Source organism: Nocardia sp. NPDC004278 (assembly GCF_053602975.1).
In genome coordinates this window covers 113,398-134,858 of sequence record NZ_JBSGEQ010000005.1, presented here as the reverse complement: position 1 = coordinate 134,858, position 21,461 = coordinate 113,398, and the positions used below count along the sequence as shown (strand labels likewise).

Sequence of the window (21,461 nt, the reverse complement as noted above, 5' to 3'; positions counted from 1 at the left end):
AGCAGCCCGCGACCGGACCCGTGGTGCAGATATAGCACAGCGGCGATCCCCCCTCTTGACGCCCACCGCGGTTTCCCGCAGACTACGAAAGCTACCGGACATTCTTGTCCGCACGCGCATGCTCGGGCTCGCGATCGCGCCCGACGAGTTGGTCTCCAGTTCGAACTACACGGCCTCGCGGATTTTCGCCGAGCATGTGCGCAAGGCCGGGCTCCCGCTGTCGAAGATCCCGATGCCGATCGACTGGAACTACGCGCTGGCCGAACTGCTCGGTTGGTCCATGCAGGATGCAGGTCGGCTCGTAGGTGTACCGGCGTTCCCCCGCGGGACCGCGCACCGCCGCGGGCGCACCAGCAGAGCTTCAGCTGAATCGGATGATCGAAAGTGTCCCGACGACAACGCAGTACAACGCGAACGGCAGCAGTTTGTGCGTTCGGAAGTACCGCTCCAGGAACCGCACCGCCAGCCACGACGACACTCCGGACGCAATGGCACCGACGAGCACCGGTCCCCGGATGCCAATGGTCTGCGGCCCGAACAGTTCCGGCATTTCCAGCAGCCCCGCGCCCAGGATCGCCGGAGTGGCCAGCAAGAAGGCGAATTTCGCCGCGTGCTCATGTTCGAGACCACGCCACAAACCGCCGACCATCGTCAGACCCGCTCGGCTGAATCCGGTCAGTAGCGCGCCGACCTGGGCGAAGCCGATACCGACGGCATCACCGAAACCGAGTGCGGCCAGTGGTCGATCGGATTGGCGGCGCGTTTCCACTTCGGCGGTGAGCACGCCGCCGTGCTGGCTCCGTAGGGCGAAGCGACGCCCGTATTCCGCGAGTGTCGGTTCGTTGCGGCGGCGCAACCCCTCGCCGACGAACAGCACGACGCCGTTCAGCGTCAGAAAGATGCTCGCGTAGATCGGCGCAGCGAACAGCGCGTGCAGCGGATGGTCCAGCAACGGCCCGAGCACACCGACCGGGACGGTGGCGATCACGATCAGCCACGCCAGCCGCTGCGGAATGGTGTCGAGCCGCCTGGTCCGCAAAGTCGTGATAAAACCCGCGACAATGGCACACCAATCACGCCAGTAATAGCCGAGCAGCGCCACCGCCGTCGCCACATGCAATGCGACGACGAATGCCAGATACGGTGTGTGCGTGGCGGACTCGCCGCCCTGGCTGGCCAACTTCATCCAATCACCGTCGAGCCACGCGACGAGCAGCACCGTGTGCCCGAGGCTCGAGATGGGAAACAGTTCGGTGATCCCCTGCACCGCACCGATAACCGTCGCTTGAAAGTAGGTGAGCATCGTCACGAGTGTCGCACGTCAGACATCAGCAACCCCGCAGCGGCCCTGCCCGAACTCCCTCTGCCCGAGCACCTTTCGTCTCCTGCGGATAAGTCCGCCGCCGAGCGCAGCGGGTACCGCGGCACCGTTGATACCGCTTCGCGCAGAGCAAAAACTCCCCGCCCGCAACTATGCTTCCATCCGGAATTGCATTGCGATCCGCGGACGTGTACCGCTCTGACGATCGATAGCGTGCGCGGCTCGTCGACTACCGCCCCGTCCAGACAGATTGCTGCCCACCCACTTCGACTGCTCGCCGAGCGCAGTCATGCCGTGTCAAATACGGCCTGGGCGACCACCATTCGACTACCTTCGACCGCCCACTGGACCCAGGGGGCGCTACGGCGGGAGCTAGCTGGACGTGGCACTGGTTGCGGGCGCCGATCCGGCCATGGCGGCCACGAGTGACCCTGCCCGAGCGACTGTCAGCCAAGCCCGGATAGCAACAATGGCCTAGTAGGGGCGGCATCGGCGACGTCTCAGCCCGGCACGTCCCGGGATCTATTGCGTTGCGGCAGTAATGGTTCCGCCTTGCGATGCCGGAAGCAACCCGCCCATACGCCGAGGCCGTAGGCGAGATCCGCGGCAATGCGCGGACACGGGTTCCGGCCGCGGGTGAGGTCCACGACCGCCGCCGAGAGCACGGCCCCCGCCAGCACCACGCGGCCACGACGGCTCAGCAATGCCAACGGCCACCACACCCGACGCAACGCATCGGCGGCCTGACGGATAAGCGCGAATTGTCCGGCAGCCGCGACAGTTGATGCCGCCCGCACTGGTATGCCGTGCCCGTGCAGGCGGCGCGCCGACCGTCCGGCGTCCAGGATGCCAGAGGCCACGGCCACCGCGGGATGGCCGGTGAGCACCAACGCGCATTGTGCGGCAAACACTTTCGGCAGGTGGGCGCAACCCAGCCGCCCCGGATGCCGGGTCGCGAGCGGCGCCGCCGAGGTGCCGTAGTCGTATTGCTGGCGCAGCCATGCGCGCACGGTGGCGCGCGGTGCGTGGCGGACAATCGAAAAGGGCTGATAGCGCACGGTTTTTCCGGTGGCAAGCAGTCGCCACACCAGGTCGACGTCCTCGCCGAAGCGCAAGTCTTCGTCGAATCCGCCGATGGCTTCCAGATCCGAGCGGCGAACCACCAGGGCGGCGGTGGGCACATAGCGGACCCGGCCGTCGTGGCGCACCGTAGCCGGATCCGGTCCCATATCCAGGCTCGAACGGTCCATCTCGTATCGCCCGAGCGGTCCATCGGGCAATGATCGGATCCGGGGCGCGACGGCGGCCACCGACGGGTCGTCGAAGAGCGGGAGCACTTTGTCCAACCACCCTCGATCAGGGATGGTGTCCGAGTCGAGAAAGGCGATCAACGGGGTACGGGCAAGTCGCCGACCCGCATTCCGCGCTGCCGCAGGTCCACGCGAATCACGGTGGCGAACAGCCGCTTCCGGCAGTGGTACCGACGATCCGTCATCGACGACGACGCGATGCGGCAGATCCGCGGTCGCGGCGAACAACCGCGCGAGGCCGACCGGATTGTTCTTCACCGGCACGACCAGGGTCACATCATCGTGGGTAAGCGCTCCCCCATCCGGTACCGGGTGCATGATTCCGGCGTCCAGCATCCGGCGGGCCAGCGCCTGCTCGTGCGGCCGTGCACCGACCGGCTCGCCTGCCGACCACGCATCGACACACTCGACCCCCGCCGGACCGAGGCGAAGCAGCCGCAGCGGTGCACCGCCCACAAGGATCCGCCCGCCTTGAAACCGGCGCACCCGCGTATCCAAGCGCAGCCGGATCGTCACGACATCGAACTCGATCAGTGCAGGCCCGCCACGGGACTGGTATCGCAGGCACGGTCCGGGATGCGGCCGACGGACGGCAGCCCGAGTGTCACCGACCGCCTGCCGGTGCGGGAATGATCCTTATCCGGGTGCGGCGGTGCGCCCGCCGCGGCGAGCGCCAATTCGGCATTGCCGCGCACACATTCGGGGTCCGGGCCGTCCAGCGGCAGTCCGGTGAAGAACTTCGCGGCCATGCAGCCGCCCTTGCATGCGTCGTACGCCGAGCACGATACGCACGCGCCGCCCGTCTGTGGCTTGCGCAGCTCGGCGAACAGTTCCGAAGTGCGCCACACGGTTTCGAAGCCACCCGGCTCGCGGACATTGCCCGCGAGGAATTCGTCGTGGATGGCGAACGGACAGGCGTAGACATCACCGACGGGATCGATCAGGCAGACCACCCGTCCCGCACCGCACAGATTCAAACCGGGCAGCGGTGTCGAGCCGAGGGCGTTGAGATGGAAGAACGAGTCGCCGGTCAGCACCTTTTCACCATTGGCGACCAGCCAGTTGTAGATCCGCACTTGCTGGTCCGTGGTGGGGTGCAGGTCGTTCCAAACATCAGCGCCCCGACCGGACGGTCGCAACCGGGTAATGCGCAGCTGGGCGCCGAATTCATCTGCGATGGCCTTGAATTCGTCGAGTTGGGCCACGTTGTGGCGGGTCATGACCACCGAGATCTTGAAGTTCTCGAAGCCCGCGTCGGCGAGATTTCGCATGGCACGGTGGGCCATGGCGAATGAGCCGGGACCCCGGACCGCGTCATTGACCTCGGCGGTGGCGCCGTCGATGGAGATCTGGACGTCCACGTAATCGGTGGCCGCGAGCCGTCGCGCACGCTCGGGGGTGATCCGAACTCCATTGGTGGAGAATTTGACTCCGACCTGGTGGTCGATCGCGTAGTCGAGCAGTTCCCAGAAGTCGGGCCGGATGGTCGGCTCACCGCCGCCGATATTGACATAGAACACCTGCATACGCTGCAGTTCATCGATTACCGACCGGCATTCGGCGGTGCTGAGCTCGCGTGGATCACGTCGCCCCGACGAGGACAGGCAGTGCTCACACGCCAGATTGCAGGCGTAGGTCAGCTCCCAGGTCAGACAGATCGGCGCGTCCAGGCCGTGTTCGAAATGCTCTACCAGTTTCATGATCGTTCCTGTCCGCATTCGTCCGTCCGGGGCCGGATGGTGCCCGCCTCGGACAATCCGGCAAGCGCACGCAGATAGCGGTCGTGTTCCGCCGCCGGGACCCCGGCCGTCGCGAGCGCGGCGGTCACGTCGGGCTGATGTGCCAGCTCCCGCACGACCGATACCAGCAAGGGGGACTTCAGAAAGGAGAGTCGGCGCGTCCCGAAGTCGTACAGCAGGGCACCGAACCGTTCGGGCCGCAACGACACCGACGCCGCCAGTGCGTACGGGCGGGCCGGATCGAAGGGCCTGGTCTCAGTAGACACCGCACATGCCGTCGATCGAGACATCCTCCACCAGCAGGTCCGCTTCGACGGCGGTGTCGTCGTCGGTGCGGGTAGTGGTCGGCTCGGTCTCCACTCGGCGCATGACATGCTCCTCGATATCGAAGGTCGGATCTGTGATCAGGAGCATAATGTCACCGAGTGTCGAAATGGAAGGGCAATGACCGTTCAGCGGGCGGCCGCGCAGCGCAACCGGCGCGGAAGACGCCCCTCGACCAGTGCGATCGAACTGGAACATGCCGCATTCGAACTCTTCGAACGCAATGGATTCGACGCGACCACGGTCGAGGACATCGCCGCCGCGGTCGGCATCACCAAACGCACGTTCTTCCGCTACTTCGATTCCAAGAACGATGTCGTCTGGGGTGACTTCAGCGAACAGTTGCGGGTGATGCGCGAGCGGTTCGCCCGCTGTCCCGCCGACCAGCCGATCATGGATGCGGTTCGCACCGTGGTAGTGGATTTCAACCGCTTCGACGCCGCGGCACTGCCCCGGCACCGCCAGCGCATGCGCCTGATCCTCACGGTTCCGGCGCTGCAGGCACATTCGACACTGCGGTACCGCGAATGGCGCGACGTCGTCGCCGAATTCGCCGCCACCCGGCTCGGGGTATCGCCTCGGGACCTCATTCCGCAGGCCCTCGGCTATTCGGCACTCGGCGTCGCCATCGCCGCCTACGACACTTGGCTCGCCATCCCCGGCACCGATCTCCCCGCCACGCTCGATCGCGCATTGCGCGGCCTCGCCAGCGGATTTGCGCACGCCGAATAAGATTCGACGACATGCCCAGCCCGCGCACAGAGCTGATCCACGGATCGACCTAATCCGCATTTTTGGCGAAAGCGCGCTGCCAGATCGCATGGTCGGTCCGCGGCCCGCCCGGGGTGTCCGCGCCGTACCGGGCGATCTCGGCCGGGAGATCGAGTGGCCGAGTCGGCGCGGTCATCTCCGCCAGCGCCGGCCCGACCGCCGCATCTGGCACCAGCCAGCACACCTCGAATTCGATGCCGTCGGGATCCGACCCGTACACCGCCTTCGTGCACCCGTGATCGGAGGCTCCGGTCAGCGCCGCGACGTCGCGCAGCACATCCCTGACTCGCCCCAGTTCGCGCAGCGTATCCACCTCCCAGGCCAGGTGGTAGAGCCCGACCCGGCCGGTGCGGTGCGCGCCGGCCGGATCCGACGACTGGAACAGCCCCAGGTCATGGTCATTGGCCGAACCCGCGGCCCGGAGGAACACACCGCCGGGAAATCCGCCGATCCGCCGGAACCCGAGCACCGCACCGTAGAAGGCGGCCGAGCGCTCCACCTCGGAGACGTACAGGACGGCATGGTTCAGTCGCTGAATAGGCATGGGGGCGGCTCCTTTTCGACATGGTCGTTGCTATGAGCCGACCATGAACGCGCACCCACCACAAGAGACCCGCCCACTGGGCGGTCGATATCCCGATTCCGGAGTTCGCCGGGCATAAACTGGGAAGCCAGCGCGGTAGCACCGCGGACCAACGACACCGAGCAGCACATGGCCGACCGCGATCCCATGGCAACACAGACCAACCGGCCGCCGGATATCGGCAAGGAACTGGCAGGCACGGGTCTCGACGATCCGCAGCTGGTCGGCCGTGGCGGATTCGGTGTGGTCTATCGCTGTCGGCAACAGGCATTACACCGCGACGTCGCGGTCAAAATCCTCACCTCCGGTGAGTTCGAGTCGGAGAGTTCCGAACGATTCTTGCGCGAGCAGCAGGCGATGGGCGCGCTGTCCGGGCATCCCAATATCGTGCACATCCTCGAGGTCGGCACCACCCGCAGCGGACGTCCCTATCTGGTAATGCCGTATCACGCCCGTGGTTCGCTGGAGGACCGTATCCGGACTGCGGGGCCCTTACCGCTGGCGGAGGCATTGCGAATCGCGATCAAACTGGCGGGCGCCCTCGAGACGGCACATCGGGCCGGGATCCTGCATCGCGATATCAAGCCGGGCAATGTCCTGCTGACCGACTACGACGAACCCCAGCTCACCGATTTCGGCATTGCCCGCGTCACGGGCGGCTTCGAAACCACGACCGGCGTGGTCACCGGCTCCCCCGCATTCACCGCGCCGGAGGTCCTGCAATCGGGCGACTCGTCGGTGGCTTCGGACGTCTACGGACTCGGCGCGACCCTGTTCTGCATGATCACCGGCCACGCCGCCTACGAACGCCGCGCGGGCGAGCAGGTGGTCGCGCAATTTCTGCGCATCGCCGCCGAACCGCTGCCGAATCTGCGTCCGGAGGGCATCCCCGACGACGTCTGCGTCGCCATCGAGGCCAGCATGTCGCACAACCCGGCGGACCGCCCGCAGTCCGCTGCGGAATTCGGTGAGTCACTGCGCGCGATCCAGCGCGCCAATAGCGTGCCCGTTCAGGACATGACGCTGCCGAGTGTCAGCCCCATCGACACCGTGGCCCCCGGCATCCCGTCGGATGCCACCGCCGCGGCGTCGATCGCACCCGGCCGGACATCGTCCGCGCGGCCGACACCGGCCACTCCGGAAACCAAATTCCGCCCGACCATGTCCGGGCGCCGAATGGTCCAGCGAGACAGGCTGATCGACGCGATGCGAGCCGACCATCGGCGGCGTCTGATCGTTATCCACGCGCCCGCGGGATTCGGCAAGAGCACCTTGGCCGCACAGTGGGCCAAATACCTCCACGAGGAACAGCAGGTGGCGGTCGCCTGGTTGAACGCCGCCGACGACGACAACAATGTCGTATGGTTCCTCGCCCACCTGATCGAGGCGATCCACCGGGTGCGGCCGGAACTGGCACCCACACTGGGCCGAGTACTCGAGGAGGAGGGCGAGCAGTCCACCCGCTATGTGCTCACCACACTGATCAACGACATCCACGAACAGCGCAAACGAGTGGCCGTGGTGATCGACGACTGGGATCGGGTCACCGATCCCGACGCCGTGGCGGCCCTGCGGTTCCTGCTGGAGAACGGCTGCCATCACCTGCAGATCATCATCACCAGCAGGTCATTGGCGGGAATACCGGTCGCCACCATGCGAGTTCGCCATGAACTCATCGAAATAGATTCCACCGCAATGCGTTTCGACGAGTCTGAGGTGAGCTCACTACTGGTCGGGCTCGGCGGCTTCGCCCTGGACGACGACGAGGTCGCCGCGCTGCGCACCGGCACCGAAGGCTGGATCGCGGCACTGCAACTCGCATCACTGTCGCTGCGCGAACACCATGATCCGACCACGCTCATCGACCACCTATCGGGGCGACACCAAGCCATCGCCGAATATCTGGCGGAGAACGTACTCGACACCCTGGATCCCGAATTGTTCGATGCCCTGCTGGCAACCGCACTGCCCGAACGGATTTCCGGTGGCCTCGCCGCGGCGCTGACCGGACAGCAGCACGGGCAGGCACTGCTGGAAGATATCGAACGGCGAAATCTGTTCCTGCACCGTATCGACGAGGGCGGCGAATGGTTCCACTACGACCAACTGTTCGTCGAATTCCTGCGCCAACGACTCGCACGTGACCGCCCCCAACGGATAGCCGGTCTGCACCGCACCGCTGCCGCCTGGTTCGCCGAGCACGGCATGCTCAGTGAGGCAGTCGATCACGCGCTGGCTTGCGGCGACGACGATTACGCGGTGGACCTGCTCGAAACTCGAGCCATGGACCTCGTCGAACATGCCCAGCTGGCGACATTGCAAGGGCTGGTCGCCAAACTTCCGCCGCGGCTCACTGCGACCCGGGCTCGACTTCAGGTCGCCCTCGCCTGGACCTACGCGATATTGCGCCGTCCCACCGAACTGCATACCGCGCTGCGCCTGGCCCAGACGGCACTGGACGCAGCACCCGATCCGACGCTCACCGCCGAAGCGGCCCTGATCGGCTGTTCCGAACGCGCACTGGCCGATCAGGTCGAGGGTATCGAGGCCGTGGTGACCGACTGTCTGAAACGTACCGACACACTGTCACCGTGGACGCTGTGCGCGGCGGCGGCTTTCGCGGCGTTTCTGGCGACCGATCGCTTCGATTTCGACGGAGCGCGGGCGTGGCACCACTGGGCCGCGCCCTACCACCAGCAGGCCGGCGGGACATTCAGCCTGGTCTACAGCCACTGCCTGATCGGCCTTGCCGAGCGCGAACTACTCGATATCGCCGCGGCGGAGCACAGCTTCCGCACCGCCCTCCAAATTGCCGTCGACGCCTCCGGCACCCGGTCCTACGCGGCGCGACTGGCGAGTTCGCTGCTCGGTGAGCTGCTCTACGAACGCGATGAGCTCGACGCCGCCGAGCAGTTGCTCGATCAGGCCGTCGAACTCGGAATCGGGGGCGGCCCAGTGGACTTCATGGTGGCGAGCTACGCGACCGGCGCCCGCATCAAGGCGGTGCGCGGCGATCTAGAAGGCGCGGCGCAGCGGCTGACGGACGGCGCGAGAACCGCGAAGGCGTTATCCCTGCCGCGACTGGCCGCGCGCATCACCAATGAACAGGTCCGACTCGGCCTGACGACCGCGTCGACGGCCGCCATGGTTCAGCCGACCAGCGATAGTGCCATCGCGATCATCACCGCCGAACTGGGCGAGAACTCCGCGATCCGGACACTGCTGCGGACCGCAGACCCCGCACTGATCGCCACCGCCTGCGTTCGTGCTCGCGCGCTGCGCGATTCGATCGACTCCACCCGCCGACCGCGTGCCGCTCTGGACGCCGAACTCCTGCTCGCGTCCTGCCTCGCGGCAGCCGAACAGACCGACCAAGCGCGAGATACCCTCGTGCCGATACTGGCCACCTGCGCCGACACCGTCCTGATCCGGCCACTGCGCGACGAAGGCCCCTGGCTGCGATCCCTGCTCCGCGGACTCGAACATGATCTGCGCGAAGGCAATTGGCGCGACGAATGGCCGCAGGTCCCGCAAGCCTTCTTGGCCATGGTTCTCGACGACTCAAAGCCACACCCGACACCCTCGGGAACCCAGAACCCTACGACCGGCCCTGGCACTCCCGAGGGAAAACGGTAGGGACGACTGAGGCTCGCGCTGAAGAGCGGCGGAAACCGGCGAGTTCGAGCCAGCCCCGTATTCCGTCAGGGTATCCATCAAAGCGCAACGGCGGATACAGAGTGCTGGCCGCGCCCCTCTCGCCCGGCTCCAACGCCTCCAGCGAGCCGTAGCCGGGCATCTCCGGTCGAACCAGGTGAACTTGCGGCGTAGTGCATTGCCGACCGGCGTTGGAGTTGGGTCGGATCGACTCATAGAAGCCGATAATGGCCGGGTCGCAACGGTAGTGCTCCTGCAGCATGACGCGCGGCAAACTCAGCACCGTACAGTTCGACCAGCGACGACCACTGTGCTGCTGACAGTCGCCGAAATTCCAACGACCAGAGGGACTTCCACACGTGCGGACAGTACGTGCAGTTAGCCGCAGCACCGCGAACACCTCCACGCACAACGCCTGTGGCACGAGCGTCGTCCGCACCGACGGCTCGGGCGATCGAGGAATCCGACCTCAGTGCGGACGCCGACGTTGTCAGTGCGCACGAAGACAACGGCCCAGTACACACGATCACCACCTCCGAAGCTCCGCACTCACCCCTTGGCAGCTCCGCTTTCACCTGACAGCATGCCATGCACCGCGTGCTCAGCGATGCCACGGCACCAACCCATGCACAAGCTCTTGCCCGGGAGTCCTGGTGCTGCTTCGACGCGGCCGTCGGCTCGATTGCGTACGAGCAGTTGCGATTCTCGCCGGAAGGGGGCGGCGCTACCCGTCCTCATCGAACCTCGCGAATCCAGTCTGGTCAGTTGCGATTCTCGTCGGGCTCGGCGGAGAGCAGGTGCCATCCGATCGCCTCCCTTCCTTCGGCTCGTCGAGCTCGTTGCGACTATCGCCGAGCCCGCAGGCCAGCGCTGGGCTACCGCCTGGCCGTGGATGAAATGAGATGACAAAATCCCTGATGGCGCATCATTTGTCTGTCTACACGCCGAACAACCGTGTTACGTGCTCCAGTGCACTGGAACACGGTTCGGGTAGTCCTTCTGCCAGCGGTTTTCATTCATCGGACCAGATCGGCAATGTGCCGCCGGTCGTCCCTTCGCCCTCCTCCGATTCGGTCGTTGTTCCGCGTGCGCGCGGGCGGCACGAGACGACGACGCCTACCTCCTACAGTGTGGTCAAGGCGGTCTACGGGTCGGTGTTGGTCAACTATGCCGGTCGGATCGCGGAACGATCGGTGCTGTCGTGCTCGAGATGGGAGGCGGAAACGCCGATCCATCTCGAGCCCACGCTGCCTGATGTAGTCCTCGTCACCGCGCCATCGGATGGCGGATACTCCATCGCTCGCAACGGCCAGTTGCCAATTCCCGCTCCGATCCGGCGCACGATGCGGCTGCGTATCGGCCATCGGGTGCTACCGGCCGCACATCCGGATCAGAATCGGCTGATCATCGTCTGCCAGAACGCATTCGCCACCCTCCTCGAAGGCATCCGCGATCAGATCGACGGGGGTGAACAGCGGTGACGAGTTCTACGAGGGCTCGGTGGCGCAGGCAACTCTCGCGCTGCTCGCCACGCGCGCACTCCTACCGGCACCCGTGCGCACGCCACAACCCCGATCCAGGCGGCAGCGACGTCTGCTGGCCGCAGGAGAACTCGTCCGATCGTGCAAGCCTCGCCCCTGCGACCGATCGTCACCATCACAAGGCATTCAGTGGACGAGATCGCCGCAGTTGTCGAGAAAGCCGCCCGGTCGAGGCATCTCGGTAGTCGCCCAGTCGAACGGGGCCACGCAGGACGCATTGCGCAGGTGCGGTGCTCGAAGGCATTGACCTGCAGGCGATTCGTCTCTCGGACACGACCGACAATAGTTAGTCTGTTCCACTGGTTCACCCCTCCGTAGAGGGGCCGTGGGAGGTGTTGCGTGGTTGTGGTGTTGGATACCGGTCTGCTTCCGGTGGGTGAGCGCATCGACGCAGCGCAGGATCTGCTGGCCGACAAAGAGATTCCGGCGATCAACCAGCTCGGGACGGTCGCCGGTCAACTGTGGCACCGCTTCACCGTATGGGACCTGGGCGTTGGTGTACACGTGACGCAGTTCGTCGGCACCGGCCTGAGTGTGCTGCGCGGTGACAAGCAGTTGCGCATCGCCGCACCCGAACGGGTCGGCCTCGGTGTTCAGCTGACCGGATCCGGCACCTTCTCACACTGCGGTGCGGACCAGGTCCTCAGTGTCGGGGAGCTGTCGCTCACCGACGGCACCAGCACCTCGGACTACTCATCAACCGGTATCGGCGGCTCCAAGGTGGTGATCTTCGACTACGACCAACTCGCGTTGCCCGTCGAAACCGTACGCAGTGCAGCCACCCGGCTCCAATCGAGTCCGCTGTACGGACTGGTCACCGCCCATATCGCCGCACTCGGCGCGGAGGGCGATATCGAACCGGGACCCGCACGAATCATGCTCAAATCGGCTACCACCCAACTGGTTCGCGCCCTGATCACCACCGCCGCAGCCGACCCTCGTCAGCATGGAGACCTCCACGACACGCTGTATCTGCGGATAGCCGCCTATGTCGAAGAGCATCTCGGGGACCCGGGTCTCAGCCCCGATCAAATCGCGCGGGCACATAACATTTCGGTCCGGCACTTGTACAACATCTGGTCCGCGCGTGGAATCTCCCTGAGTCAGTGGATCATCGGCACCCGTCTCGAGGGCGCGTACGCCGATCTGGCTCGTCAGGGTCGAGCCGTGCCGATCGCTGTGGTCGCGCACCGATGGGGCTTCACCAGCCCCGCCCACTTCACGCGCCGCTTCCGTGCCGCCTACGGCATGTCGCCCCGGGAATGGCAGCAAACCAACGACCGCCAGGCCCCTTGACACAGTTGACTGATTCGGCACGGCGATTATCTGTGCCTGCACAATTCGCGGTCCGGTAGTTCACGCCGGTCCGCCCTCGCCCTAGCGTCGAACGCAGACGACTCGAGGCGAAGGAGACACGATGATCGAGGTCATCGCGGTTCTCGTCATGAAGTCGAGATCGCCCGGCATCTCGGCCGACGTCTCGATGTCGGCGTCCTTCCCAGCCCCGCTGTCCGGGCACACAACGAAACCACCGCTGAACCGGACTCGGATAGATCGAATGTCGAGCTGAGGCAGCACTCATGACCGAAATCGCGGACCACGCGCCCACACCGACGCGAGCATCGGGGGTGACGCTCGTCGGAAGGGCAGCGGAATGCCTTGTACTGGAGGCTTTTGCCAACAAGGTCCGGGTAGGTCTGAGCGAAGGACTTGTACTGGCCGGCACGCCGGGGATAGGCAAGACCCGGTTACTCGACCATATGGCCGATACCGCGAAGGATCTGCTGGTGTTGCGGACTTCGGGTCTCGAGTCGGAGTTGCCCTTGGGATTCGCCGCGCTGCATCGTCTCCTTCGCCCCTTCCTCGATCGTCGCGAGCGCCTTCCAGAGCCGCAAAAGACAGCTATGGGAGCAGCTTTCGGACTGATCACGGGTCCCGCGCCCGATCGCTTCCTGGTGGGCCTTGCGACACTCAGCCTCTTCACGGACCTGGCGGCCGAAGGTCCGCTGATGTGTCTGGTCGATGATGCGCAATGGTTAGATCGCGAGTCCCGTGAGGCGTTGACGTTCGTCGCGCGTCGCCTGCATGCCGAAGGTGTCGGGATGCTGTTCGCGGTACGCGAATTGGCTGCCGGCAACGAGGTTTTCGAAGGCCTGCCGGTATATCCGGTAACCGGACTGCCAGGGTCGGCCGCCAGGGAGCTCTTGGCCCGCACCGCCCGCAGCTCTCTCAACGAGGGAGTCGCTCGAAGACTTACCGAGCAGACCGACGGCAACCCTCTCGCGTTGATGACCCTGATGTCCGCGCTGACGACCGAGCAGCTGAGCGGCCAAGCGGCGCTGCCCGAACCGCTACCGATCGGCTCGCGACTCGCGACTTGCTTTCTCGCGCAAATCCGGGCACTGCCCAAGCCGACCCAGGATCTGCTCCTGCTCGCTTCGATCAGTCCGATCCGGGACGAAGCGCTGCTGTGGCGGGCGGCGGCGCTGCTCGGATTGTCAGGGGACGACGCCGATCCCGCGATCGAGGCCGGAGTCCTCGTACTCGGGGACGGTTTCGCCTTCTCCCATCCGCTGATCCGGTCCGCCGTCCACGCGGCAGCCCATCCGGGCGCCTTACGGCGAGCGCATCAGGCGATCTCCGCGGCCTGCGATCCCGACCATGACCCAGACCTCCGAGCCTGGCATCTGGCCGCCGCCACGGCGGGAGCCGACGAGGCCGTCGCACGTGATCTGGAGAACTCCGCGGAACGCGCCCGAGCACGCGGCGGTTATGCGGCCGAGGCGCTGTTGCTGGCCCGAGCGGCCGAGTTGACTCCCTCGGTCCCGCGACGCGACGAGAGACGGCTGGCCGCGGCCCAGGTCTATCTGATGTGCGGTGACCCCCAGTCCGCACAGCGCCTGCTTCTCGAGTCGAAATCGGTGAGAGGGGTGCCTGCGATGCGAGGTCGGGCTCGCTGGCTGAAAGCGGCGATCGAGACCTACTTCTGCCGATTCGAAGATCAGCCCGCTCTGCTGCTGGCCGCCGTGGCGGATTTGGACCCGGCCGACGGCGACCTGGCTTGGCTCATGCTGTCCCAGGCGCTGAGTTCGGCGATGCTGTCCAGAGGGGACACCGTGGGCACCACCTTGGCGGAGGTCGCCCACGCCGCGCTGCGTGCGCTCGAGCGACGGTCGTCGGCGCTGTCGGTGCACGACCTTTTCATCGTCGCCTTCGCGACCCGGATCAGCGAGGGCCATTCGGCAGCGATCCCCCTCTGGCGCACCGCGCTACGGGCCGTGCGCGATGCCGAACTCGCGGAAGACGGAGTACCACTGGCCGTATTCGCCCATTTCGCGAGCGACGAACTGTGGGACGACAGCTCCCGGCGGGTCGTGTTCGCACGGCTGCATACCTTCGACAGGGAAAACGGCGCACTGGTCGGACTGCGAGTGGTGCTGGAATGTCAGGCGACCGACGCACTGCGGGCGGGTCGACCCGACGAGTGCGCCGGCTGTCTGACGGAGTCTCAGGAGCTGCTCACGGTGATCGGTCTGCCTGAGGAGCAGTACATGCAGAGGCTCGAATTGCTGGTCTGGAGTGGTGCGGAGGCCGAGGCTCGCGCGCTGGCGTCGAGTGTCGACGGAGCGGACTTCCCGTCTCGGGCCATGCTGGCGGCACAGGCGGCACGCCACCTGATCGTCCTCGAGCTGAGTCTGGGCAACTATCGCGCCGCCCTGGACCGGGCGCGATCCCTCTACGACGAAGACGTGCCCGGTCACAGCAACCTGATGCTCGCCGACATGGTCGAGGCGGGAGTCCGCGCACAGGAGATCGAGCCGGCGTTGCTCGCCTTCGCCAGGCTGGATACGCAGGCGCGGGCCAGCGGAACGCACTGGGCGCTGGGGTCTTTGGCGCGAGCGCGGGCATTGCTGTCGGACGACGACGTCGCCGCGGCTTCGTATGAGGAAGCGATCAACCAGCTCGGGCAGACCACGATCACCGTTGACCTCGCCAGGACGCACCTGCTGTACGGCGAGTGGCTGCGCCGACGAAAACAGCGACTGGAGGCCCGGATCCAGCTGCGGATCGCCTACGAAATGTTCTGCTCGGCCCGAGCCCCGCTCTTCGCCGAGCGGGCTCGCGCCGAACTGGCCGCCACGGGTGAACGAGTACTCCGCAGAAATCCGACGCCCGACTCCCAGCTGACACCCCAGGAATCCCAGATCGCCACGCTCGCAGCAGACGGGGCGACCAATACCGAGATCGCGGCTCGGCTCTATATCAGCACTTCCACCGTCGAGTACCACCTCACGAAGGTCTTCCGGAAGCTCACGGTGACCTCCCGCAGACAGCTTCGTGCGACGCTGGGGCCCGGAGCGACGCTGGGGCCCGGAGACTAGGGAACCGCTGGGGGGTTTCTCCGATTCGCCGGGTGGCTCGCGCACGGTCTCATGAACGAGTCAACCCCACCGAAATCGAAGGGCGACATAGTGACTGACACCCCGGTCATCTTCATCCACGGACTCTGGCTGCACTCGGCATCCTGGCAACCCTGGCTCGACCTGTTCCACGAACACGGCTACCCGGTTTCCGCGCCCGGCTGGCCCGGGGAACTCGACACCGTCCAGGCGGCGCGGACCACCCCGGACGGTGTGGCCGGTCACGGCATCGACGACGTGGTCGAACACTATGCCGCGATCATCGCCGACCTGCCGAAGCCGCCGATCCTCATCGGGCACTCCTTCGGCGGCATGATCGCCCAGAAACTTCTCGGGCAGGATCGCGCCGCCGCCGCGATCGCCATCGACGCCGCCCAGATCAAAGGCGTACTGCCGCTACCGCTTTCGGCGCTGCGCTCGACCACGCCCGTATTCAAGAACCCCGCCAACCGGAACAGGGCGGTGTCGCTCACGGCCGCGGAATTCCGGTACGCCTTCGGAAATACGCTTCCCCCCGAGGAATCCGACGAACTGTACGAACGGTGGGCGGTACCCGCCCCCGGCAAACCACTGTTCGAAGCGGCGGCGGCCAACTTCAACCCGCACTCCGCTGCCAAGGTGGACACCGCCAACGCGGGCCGCGGCCCGCTCCTGCTGATCACCGGGGGCAAAGACCATACGGTTCCCGAGGCCGTCACAAGGGCGACACTGAAGCAGTATCGCCACTCCGACGCGGTCACCGATCTCCTGGAGTTCCCGGACCGGGGCCATTCGCTGGTCGTCGATCACGGTTGGCGTGAGGTCGCCGATGCCTGCCTGTCGTGGTTGAAGAGCCAGGCGCTCTGAGGGCCGCGATGTTCGACCTCAACCTCGCGGGCAAAGTGGCCGTGGTGACCGGCGCCAGCCGAGGCATCGGCCTGTCCGTGGTGAAAGCGCTTGCCGCTGAGGGAGTCTCGGTGGTCGCCGGATCGCGAACCGGGAGCCAGGGCCTGACGGAACTGGCCGCCCACGACGGAGTGCGGGCGCCGTTGATCGATCTCACCACCCCCGAGGGACCCCAGCAGCTGATCGACGACGCCGTGACCGCGTTCGGCGGAATCGACATCGTGGTAAACAACGTCGGCGCCGTCATCCCCCGCGTGCAGGGGTTCCTCGCCGTGACCGACGAGGACTGGCAGTGGTCGCTGACGACGAACCTGCTCGTCGCGGTCCGCACGGCGCGCGCCGCGCTGCCGTACCTGATCCAGCGCGACACCACCGCCATCGTGACGGTCAGCTCGGTCAACGCCTCTCTCGCCGATCCCGGCGTCATCGACTACTCCGCGGCCAAAGCCGCCCTCTCCAACTTCAGCAAATCGCTGTCGAAAGAGTTCGGCCCGCAGGGCGTCCGGGCGAACACCATCTCGCCGGGACCGGTCACCACCGCGTTGTGGCTGGGTGATCAGGGCGTCGCCGCCGTCGTCAGCGCCGCCGCGGCCGCCGATCCCGACGAGGTGGTCCGCAAGGCCGCGGCCGAGAGCGTCACCGGACGGTTCACCCACCCGCAGGAGGTCGCCGACCTGGTGCTGCTGCTGGCGAGCGAACGGACCGCCAATGTCACCGGCGCCGACTTCAGGATCGACGGCGGACTCATCCAAACGCTCTGACCCTGTTCCTTACCCGATTCATCCCAAAGGCAAGACATGACAATCGAACCCGCAGTGGTGCACGCCAAAGAAGGCGAACCGTTCACCATGACCGAGACCGAACACCTGCTGTGGAAGGTGACCGCCAAGGACACCGGTGGACATTTCGACGCCGCCGAGGTGACCGCGTTGCCGTTCGTCTCGGGTCCGCCGCAGCACATCCACGATCGCAGCGACGAGATCTTCTTCGTCCTGGAGGGAACTCTTCGCGTCCTGCTCGGCGATGTACTCCAGGATGCCGAGGAGGGAGCATTGGTCTTCATTCCCCGAGGCACCAGCCACACCTGGATCAACGGCGGAACGATTCCGGTGCGATTCCTGACCATGTACATCCCCGGCGGCATGCAGGGCTTCTTCGAGGCCACCGCGCCTCTGGTGCAACAGATCCCACCGGACCTGGGTGCTCTGGCCGCTGCCGCGGGGCAGTTCGGCACCCGCCTCAGCGGCCCGCCGCTCCCCCCTTTCGCACCCTCGTGAAATCGACACGACGAGTAGCGATCACATCATTCGAATCAGAGGAACACCCATGAGTACACCTACAGTTCTGTTGGTACACGGAGCATTCGCCGATGGTTCCAGCTGGGCGCACGTCATCGAGCGCCTGCACGCCGCGGGGATCAGCGCGCAGGCACTCGTCAATCCGCTTCGTGGTCTCACCCACGACGGCGAATACGTCGCCAGCGTCGCCACCCAGACCGCGGGCCCGGTCCTGCTGGTCGGCCACTCCTACGGCGGACCCGTGATCACCTACGCCGCAAGCAAGTCCGCCAACGCTGTCGGTCTGGTATTCGTCGCTGCCTTCGGCATCGATACGGGCGAGAGCGCCCTGGGAGCGGTGTCGAACTATCCCGATCCGGGCCTCGGCGTCTCGCTCGAGCCGAAAACCTATCCGGGAGGCGAAGAACCGGAGTTCTACATCAAGCAGGACCTGTTTCACTCGGCGTTCGCCGCAGACCTTCCGGAAAGCGTCACCACCATCGGCGCGGTCAGTCAGCGCCCGGTAGCCGCTCTCGCCCTCGGCGAACCGCTCACCGTGACACCGGCCTGGAAGACACTGCCGAACTGGTTCGCCGTCGCCACCGAAGATCACGCGATCCATCCCGACGCTCAGCGCATGTTCGCCGAACGCATGGGCGCGAAGACGATCGAAGTACCCGGCTCGCATTCCATCGCTGTCAGCCGACCAGACGCGGTGGCGGGCCTGATCATCGAGGCGGCACGAAGCCTGGAGCGCGAATGACAACCGACGCACCAACTCCCTACGCCAGTTTCGATACCATGCCGATCGGCGGGAAATGGCGGCGCGGCGCGAGCGATACCGTACTGGCCGACACTGATCCCTGGAGTGGCGAGGTGCTGGCCGAGCTGCCGATGGCCACGACCGAGGACCTCGATGAGGCTTACACAGCCGTGCGAGGCGCGCAACGCGATTGGTCCGACCGCCTACCCGGCGAAAGGGCTGCGGTCATGCGCGCCGCGGCCGGCATCATGGACGCCCGCCGAGAAGAGATCATCGGCTGGCTCGTTCGGGAGTCGGGTGGCACGCTCGGCAAATGCGAGATCGAGTGGGCGGTAACTCGTGCGGGATTCCACGAGGCGGCAGCACTGCCTCACCACGCGGAAGGTAGCATCCTGCCCTCCGACATCCCCGGTAAGGAAAACCGCGTCTATCGCACCCCGGTCGGGGTGGTCGCGCTGATCAGCCCGTGGGACTTTCCGTTGTTCCTGACCAACCGGACCCTGGCGCCCGCGCTGGCTCTCGGTAACGCCGTCGTCCTCAAACCCTCCAGCGACACCCCGGTGACGGGCGGCCTGCTGCACGCCAAGATCCTCGAAGAAGCCGGTCTGCCGGCGGGCGTTTTGAATGTCGTCGTGGGACCCGGCGCCGATATCGGCAACGCGATGGTCGCGCACCCGGTACCCGCTGTGGTGTCGTTCACCGGCTCGACCGCCGTCGGCGTCGGTATCACCCGGGTCGCCGGTATCAAGAAGCTGTGTCTGGAACTCGGTGGCAACGGACCACTGGTCGTGCTCGATGATGCCGATCTGCCCTATGCCGTCGAAGCCGCGGTATTCGGATCGTTCTTCAACTCCGGCCAGATCTGCATGCGAGCGAACCGGATCATCGTCGATGCGTCGATCCACGACGAGTTCGTAGCGCAATTTCTGGCTCGCGTGCGCACCCTCGCGGTGGGGAATCCCGCAGATCCGAAAACCGATATCGGCCCCGTCATCCATGCCGGACAGCGGGATTCGGTGCTCGACAAGATCCGTCGCGCCCAGGATGCCGGTGCTCGACTGCTGCTCGGCGGCGAGCCCGGTGGACCAGCCGGACTGAGCGTGCCGCCTCACGTACTGCTCGGCACCAATGATGTCGCGACCGCACGCGAAGAGGTGTTCGGACCGACGATCACGATCATCGAGGCTCGTGGCGAGTCCGACGCCCTGCGTATCGCCAACGACACCGAATACGGGCTCTCCAGTGCGGTTTTCACCGCAGACGCCGAACGCGGCGCACGATTCGCCCTCCAACTCGAGGTCGGTATGACCCACATCAACGACTCGCCGGTCAACGCCGAGCCCAACACCGCCTACGGCGGAGAAAAACAGTCCGGCCTCGGCCGCTTCGGCGGGCGTTGGGCGATGAACGAATTCACGACCGATCACTGGGTCAGTCTCCAGCATCGGCGCCGCGGATACTCGTTCTGAGCCCTGCCGCCCCTGCTCATCGCAACTCACACGAACAGGAACCACTATGCACGTTCGCAGCAGCTTGCGAGCAACGTTCACCGCCGCCGCGCTGGGAGCAGCGCTGGCCACGTCCGCCGCGCCCGCGCACGCCGAGGCCGTTCGCCCGACCATCGTGCTCGTGCACGGTGCCTTCACCGACGCCACCAGCTGGGACGGAGTCGCCGCCGAGTTGCGAGCCGACGGGTACCGAGTCGTGGTGCCGGACAATCCGTTACGCGGTCCCACCAACGACGCCTCCGCTATCGAGCGAACACTCGCTGGTATCGACGGACCGGTCGTCCTCGTCGGGCATTCTTACGGCGGTGCCGTGATCACCAACATTCACAACGCCAACGTCAAGGCACTCGTCTACATCGCGGCCTTCGCACCTCAGCAGGGCGAGCCCATCGCGATCGCCATGGACCCCTTCCGGTTTCCCGGCAGCCAATTACTGCCCCCCGCACTCGCATTGAAGCACTCAGAGTCGGGACTCGACGGATACGTCGCTCCCGAATCCTTCAATAGCGTATTCGCACAGGATGTTTCACCCAGTACGGCTGCGAGCATGATCGCTCACCAGCACTCCATCGCCACCACCGCGCTGCTGGAACCCAGTGGCCCGGCCTCCTGGACGACCACACCCACCTGGTACCTGGTCTCCGCTGCCGACCGCGTCATCGCGCCCGTCGCAGAGCGTTTCTTCGCACAGCGGATGGGCGCGCACACCGCCGAGGTCGACGCTTCCCACGCTTCGCTGGTCTCCCGACCAGATGTGGTCGCCGCCTTCATCGAACAAGCCTCGCCGTAATGAACCGGTAGCAAGGCATTCCGCAACATGGGGTTCCCCCGAAAAGTGGACAGCGTCAGCTTGCTTCGGGGGCGACTTCGAGGGACTGCTCGTGATCGATCGGTGAGCGCATCCCGATCGCCGAGTGTCGCCGCCGATGATTATAGAAGTGCAGCGGTATTGAGCATTGGCGCCACGATCAGATCCGAGAAGCGCCTGTGCCAGAGTAGACCACCCCGCCACGACTACGTCTTAACCGCGAAAGGCCGGGAGCTCTTCGAGGTGCTCGTCGTAATTTCACGGTGGGGTGATCGCTGGCTGGCTCAGGAAGGCCACTCGCCGACCGTCTTTCACCATCACAGCTGCGATCGCGATACGCATGCTGCGGTCTGCGCCGAGTGCGGAGAACCGATCTCGGCCGCCAACACCACGATTCACGTGCCGAGCACGCCTGGGGTTCAAGCCTGACGCAGAGACATAAAGCAATCGAGCCCTGGACCGTTCTGCGGCGGTCAGGGCTGAGGGACTGCTGCACGATCAGGAGTCAGGTTGACCGGTCGGGCCCATTCCCACGCGCCGCGATCGACTGCTCGCC

General features: G+C 65.8%; 18 protein-coding genes and 1 pseudogene. 13 read left to right on the top strand and 6 right to left on the bottom strand.

What is annotated here, in order from left to right; genetic code table 11:
* Positions 1 to 115: 115 nt before the first annotated feature.
* A pseudogene (locus tag ACWEO2_RS09820) lies at positions 116 to 275 on the top strand (cholesterol oxidase); the annotation flags it as partial.
* An 86-nt stretch (positions 276 to 361) separates the two neighbouring features.
* Here ACWEO2_RS09820 and ACWEO2_RS09815 read toward each other — a convergent pair.
* The 5 genes from ACWEO2_RS09815 to mftA form a co-directional block, all read right to left on the bottom strand.
* Positions 362 to 1,309, bottom strand: a complete 948-nt coding sequence (locus ACWEO2_RS09815; protein WP_452404946.1) for an undecaprenyl-diphosphate phosphatase — start codon at positions 1,307 to 1,309, stop codon at positions 362 to 364.
* A 512-nt stretch (positions 1,310 to 1,821) separates the two neighbouring features.
* Complete coding sequence (gene mftF, locus ACWEO2_RS09810) at positions 1,822 to 3,147, bottom strand: mycofactocin biosynthesis glycosyltransferase MftF (RefSeq protein WP_452404945.1); 1,326 nt, start codon at positions 3,145 to 3,147, stop codon at positions 1,822 to 1,824.
* Between the two features lie 14 nt (positions 3,148 to 3,161).
* Positions 3,162 to 4,331 carry a mycofactocin radical SAM maturase gene (gene mftC / locus ACWEO2_RS09805; protein ID WP_452404944.1) on the bottom strand — a complete coding sequence of 390 codons (1,170 nt, stop codon included), beginning with the start codon at positions 4,329 to 4,331 and terminating at the stop codon, positions 3,162 to 3,164.
* Positions 4,328 to 4,636: a mycofactocin biosynthesis chaperone MftB gene (mftB, locus tag ACWEO2_RS09800; RefSeq protein WP_452404943.1), complete on the bottom strand. Its 309-nt coding sequence runs from the start codon at positions 4,634 to 4,636 to the stop codon at positions 4,328 to 4,330. Before mftB ends, mftC begins: the two co-directional genes overlap by 4 nt.
* Complete coding sequence (mftA, locus tag ACWEO2_RS09795) at positions 4,626 to 4,784, bottom strand: mycofactocin precursor MftA (RefSeq protein ID WP_452404942.1); 159 nt, start codon at positions 4,782 to 4,784, stop codon at positions 4,626 to 4,628. Before mftA ends, mftB begins: the two co-directional genes overlap by 11 nt.
* A gap of 30 nt (positions 4,785 to 4,814) precedes the next feature.
* On the opposite strand from mftA, the gene mftR reads away from it, so the two are divergent.
* Positions 4,815 to 5,426 carry a mycofactocin system transcriptional regulator gene (gene mftR / locus ACWEO2_RS09790; protein ID WP_354950635.1) on the top strand — a complete coding sequence of 204 codons (612 nt, stop codon included), beginning with the start codon at positions 4,815 to 4,817 and terminating at the stop codon, positions 5,424 to 5,426.
* Positions 5,427 to 5,475: 49 nt separating this feature from the next.
* Here the strand turns inward: mftR and ACWEO2_RS09785 are convergent, their stop codons facing one another.
* Positions 5,476 to 6,009, bottom strand: a complete 534-nt coding sequence (locus tag ACWEO2_RS09785) for a VOC family protein (RefSeq protein ID WP_452404941.1) — start codon at positions 6,007 to 6,009, stop codon at positions 5,476 to 5,478.
* A gap of 186 nt (positions 6,010 to 6,195) precedes the next feature.
* On the opposite strand from ACWEO2_RS09785, the gene ACWEO2_RS09780 reads away from it, so the two are divergent.
* The 11 genes from ACWEO2_RS09780 to ACWEO2_RS09730 all read left to right on the top strand — a co-directional run bounded on the left by ACWEO2_RS09780 (position 6,196) and on the right by ACWEO2_RS09730 (position 21,334).
* Complete coding sequence (locus tag ACWEO2_RS09780) at positions 6,196 to 9,684, top strand: protein kinase domain-containing protein (protein ID WP_452404940.1); 3,489 nt, start codon at positions 6,196 to 6,198, stop codon at positions 9,682 to 9,684.
* A 920-nt stretch (positions 9,685 to 10,604) separates the two neighbouring features.
* The gene (locus tag ACWEO2_RS09775) at positions 10,605 to 11,183 is read left to right on the top strand and encodes a hypothetical protein (RefSeq protein WP_452404939.1); all 579 of its coding nucleotides are present in this window, start codon (positions 10,605 to 10,607) and stop codon (positions 11,181 to 11,183) included.
* Positions 11,184 to 11,582: 399 nt separating this feature from the next.
* Positions 11,583 to 12,539, top strand: a complete 957-nt coding sequence (locus ACWEO2_RS09770; RefSeq protein ID WP_452404938.1) for a helix-turn-helix domain-containing protein — start codon at positions 11,583 to 11,585, stop codon at positions 12,537 to 12,539.
* A gap of 284 nt (positions 12,540 to 12,823) precedes the next feature.
* A complete protein-coding gene (locus ACWEO2_RS09765; RefSeq protein ID WP_452404937.1) occupies positions 12,824 to 15,625 on the top strand; it encodes a LuxR C-terminal-related transcriptional regulator in 2,802 nt (933 codons plus the stop codon).
* A 90-nt stretch (positions 15,626 to 15,715) separates the two neighbouring features.
* Positions 15,716 to 16,510, top strand: coding sequence for an alpha/beta hydrolase (locus tag ACWEO2_RS09760; RefSeq protein WP_452404936.1), 795 nt, complete (start codon positions 15,716 to 15,718; stop codon positions 16,508 to 16,510).
* An 8-nt stretch (positions 16,511 to 16,518) separates the two neighbouring features.
* A complete protein-coding gene (locus ACWEO2_RS09755; protein ID WP_452404935.1) occupies positions 16,519 to 17,310 on the top strand; it encodes an SDR family NAD(P)-dependent oxidoreductase in 792 nt (263 codons plus the stop codon).
* A 36-nt stretch (positions 17,311 to 17,346) separates the two neighbouring features.
* Entirely contained in the window at positions 17,347 to 17,826 is a 480-nt protein-coding gene (locus ACWEO2_RS09750; RefSeq protein WP_452404934.1) for a cupin domain-containing protein, read from the top strand.
* A 49-nt stretch (positions 17,827 to 17,875) separates the two neighbouring features.
* Positions 17,876 to 18,589, top strand: a complete 714-nt coding sequence (locus ACWEO2_RS09745) for an alpha/beta fold hydrolase (RefSeq protein ID WP_452404933.1) — start codon at positions 17,876 to 17,878, stop codon at positions 18,587 to 18,589.
* Positions 18,586 to 20,058 carry an aldehyde dehydrogenase family protein gene (locus ACWEO2_RS09740; RefSeq protein WP_452404932.1) on the top strand — a complete coding sequence of 491 codons (1,473 nt, stop codon included), beginning with the start codon at positions 18,586 to 18,588 and terminating at the stop codon, positions 20,056 to 20,058. Before ACWEO2_RS09745 ends, ACWEO2_RS09740 begins: the two co-directional genes overlap by 4 nt.
* 46 nt (positions 20,059 to 20,104) lie before the next feature.
* The gene (locus ACWEO2_RS09735; protein ID WP_452404931.1) at positions 20,105 to 20,887 is read left to right on the top strand and encodes an alpha/beta fold hydrolase; all 783 of its coding nucleotides are present in this window, start codon (positions 20,105 to 20,107) and stop codon (positions 20,885 to 20,887) included.
* 27 nt (positions 20,888 to 20,914) lie between these two features.
* Complete coding sequence (locus tag ACWEO2_RS09730; protein WP_452404930.1) at positions 20,915 to 21,334, top strand: winged helix-turn-helix transcriptional regulator; 420 nt, start codon at positions 20,915 to 20,917, stop codon at positions 21,332 to 21,334.
* Positions 21,335 to 21,461: the final 127 nt, after the last annotated feature.

Bases quoted from the DNA above. Each gene is read 5' to 3' on its own strand.
- mftC (WP_452404944.1), bottom strand. From the start codon at position 4,331: ATGAAACTGGTAGAGCATTTCGAACACGGCCTGGACGCGCCGATCTGT.
- mftA (WP_452404942.1), bottom strand. From the start codon at position 4,784: ATGCTCCTGATCACAGATCCGACCTTCGATATCGAGGAGCATGTCATG.
- mftR (WP_354950635.1), top strand. From the start codon at position 4,815: ATGACCGTTCAGCGGGCGGCCGCGCAGCGCAACCGGCGCGGAAGACGC.
- ACWEO2_RS09785 (WP_452404941.1), bottom strand. From the start codon at position 6,009: ATGCCTATTCAGCGACTGAACCATGCCGTCCTGTACGTCTCCGAGGTG.
- ACWEO2_RS09780 (WP_452404940.1), top strand. From the start codon at position 6,196: ATGGCAACACAGACCAACCGGCCGCCGGATATCGGCAAGGAACTGGCA.
- ACWEO2_RS09775 (WP_452404939.1), top strand. From the start codon at position 10,605: ATGACAAAATCCCTGATGGCGCATCATTTGTCTGTCTACACGCCGAAC.
- ACWEO2_RS09765 (WP_452404937.1), top strand. From the start codon at position 12,824: ATGACCGAAATCGCGGACCACGCGCCCACACCGACGCGAGCATCGGGG.
- ACWEO2_RS09755 (WP_452404935.1), top strand. From the start codon at position 16,519: ATGTTCGACCTCAACCTCGCGGGCAAAGTGGCCGTGGTGACCGGCGCC.
- ACWEO2_RS09750 (WP_452404934.1), top strand. From the start codon at position 17,347: ATGACAATCGAACCCGCAGTGGTGCACGCCAAAGAAGGCGAACCGTTC.
- ACWEO2_RS09745 (WP_452404933.1), top strand. From the start codon at position 17,876: ATGAGTACACCTACAGTTCTGTTGGTACACGGAGCATTCGCCGATGGT.
- ACWEO2_RS09740 (WP_452404932.1), top strand. From the start codon at position 18,586: ATGACAACCGACGCACCAACTCCCTACGCCAGTTTCGATACCATGCCG.
- ACWEO2_RS09735 (WP_452404931.1), top strand. From the start codon at position 20,105: ATGCACGTTCGCAGCAGCTTGCGAGCAACGTTCACCGCCGCCGCGCTG.
- ACWEO2_RS09730 (WP_452404930.1), top strand. From the start codon at position 20,915: ATGGGGTTCCCCCGAAAAGTGGACAGCGTCAGCTTGCTTCGGGGGCGA.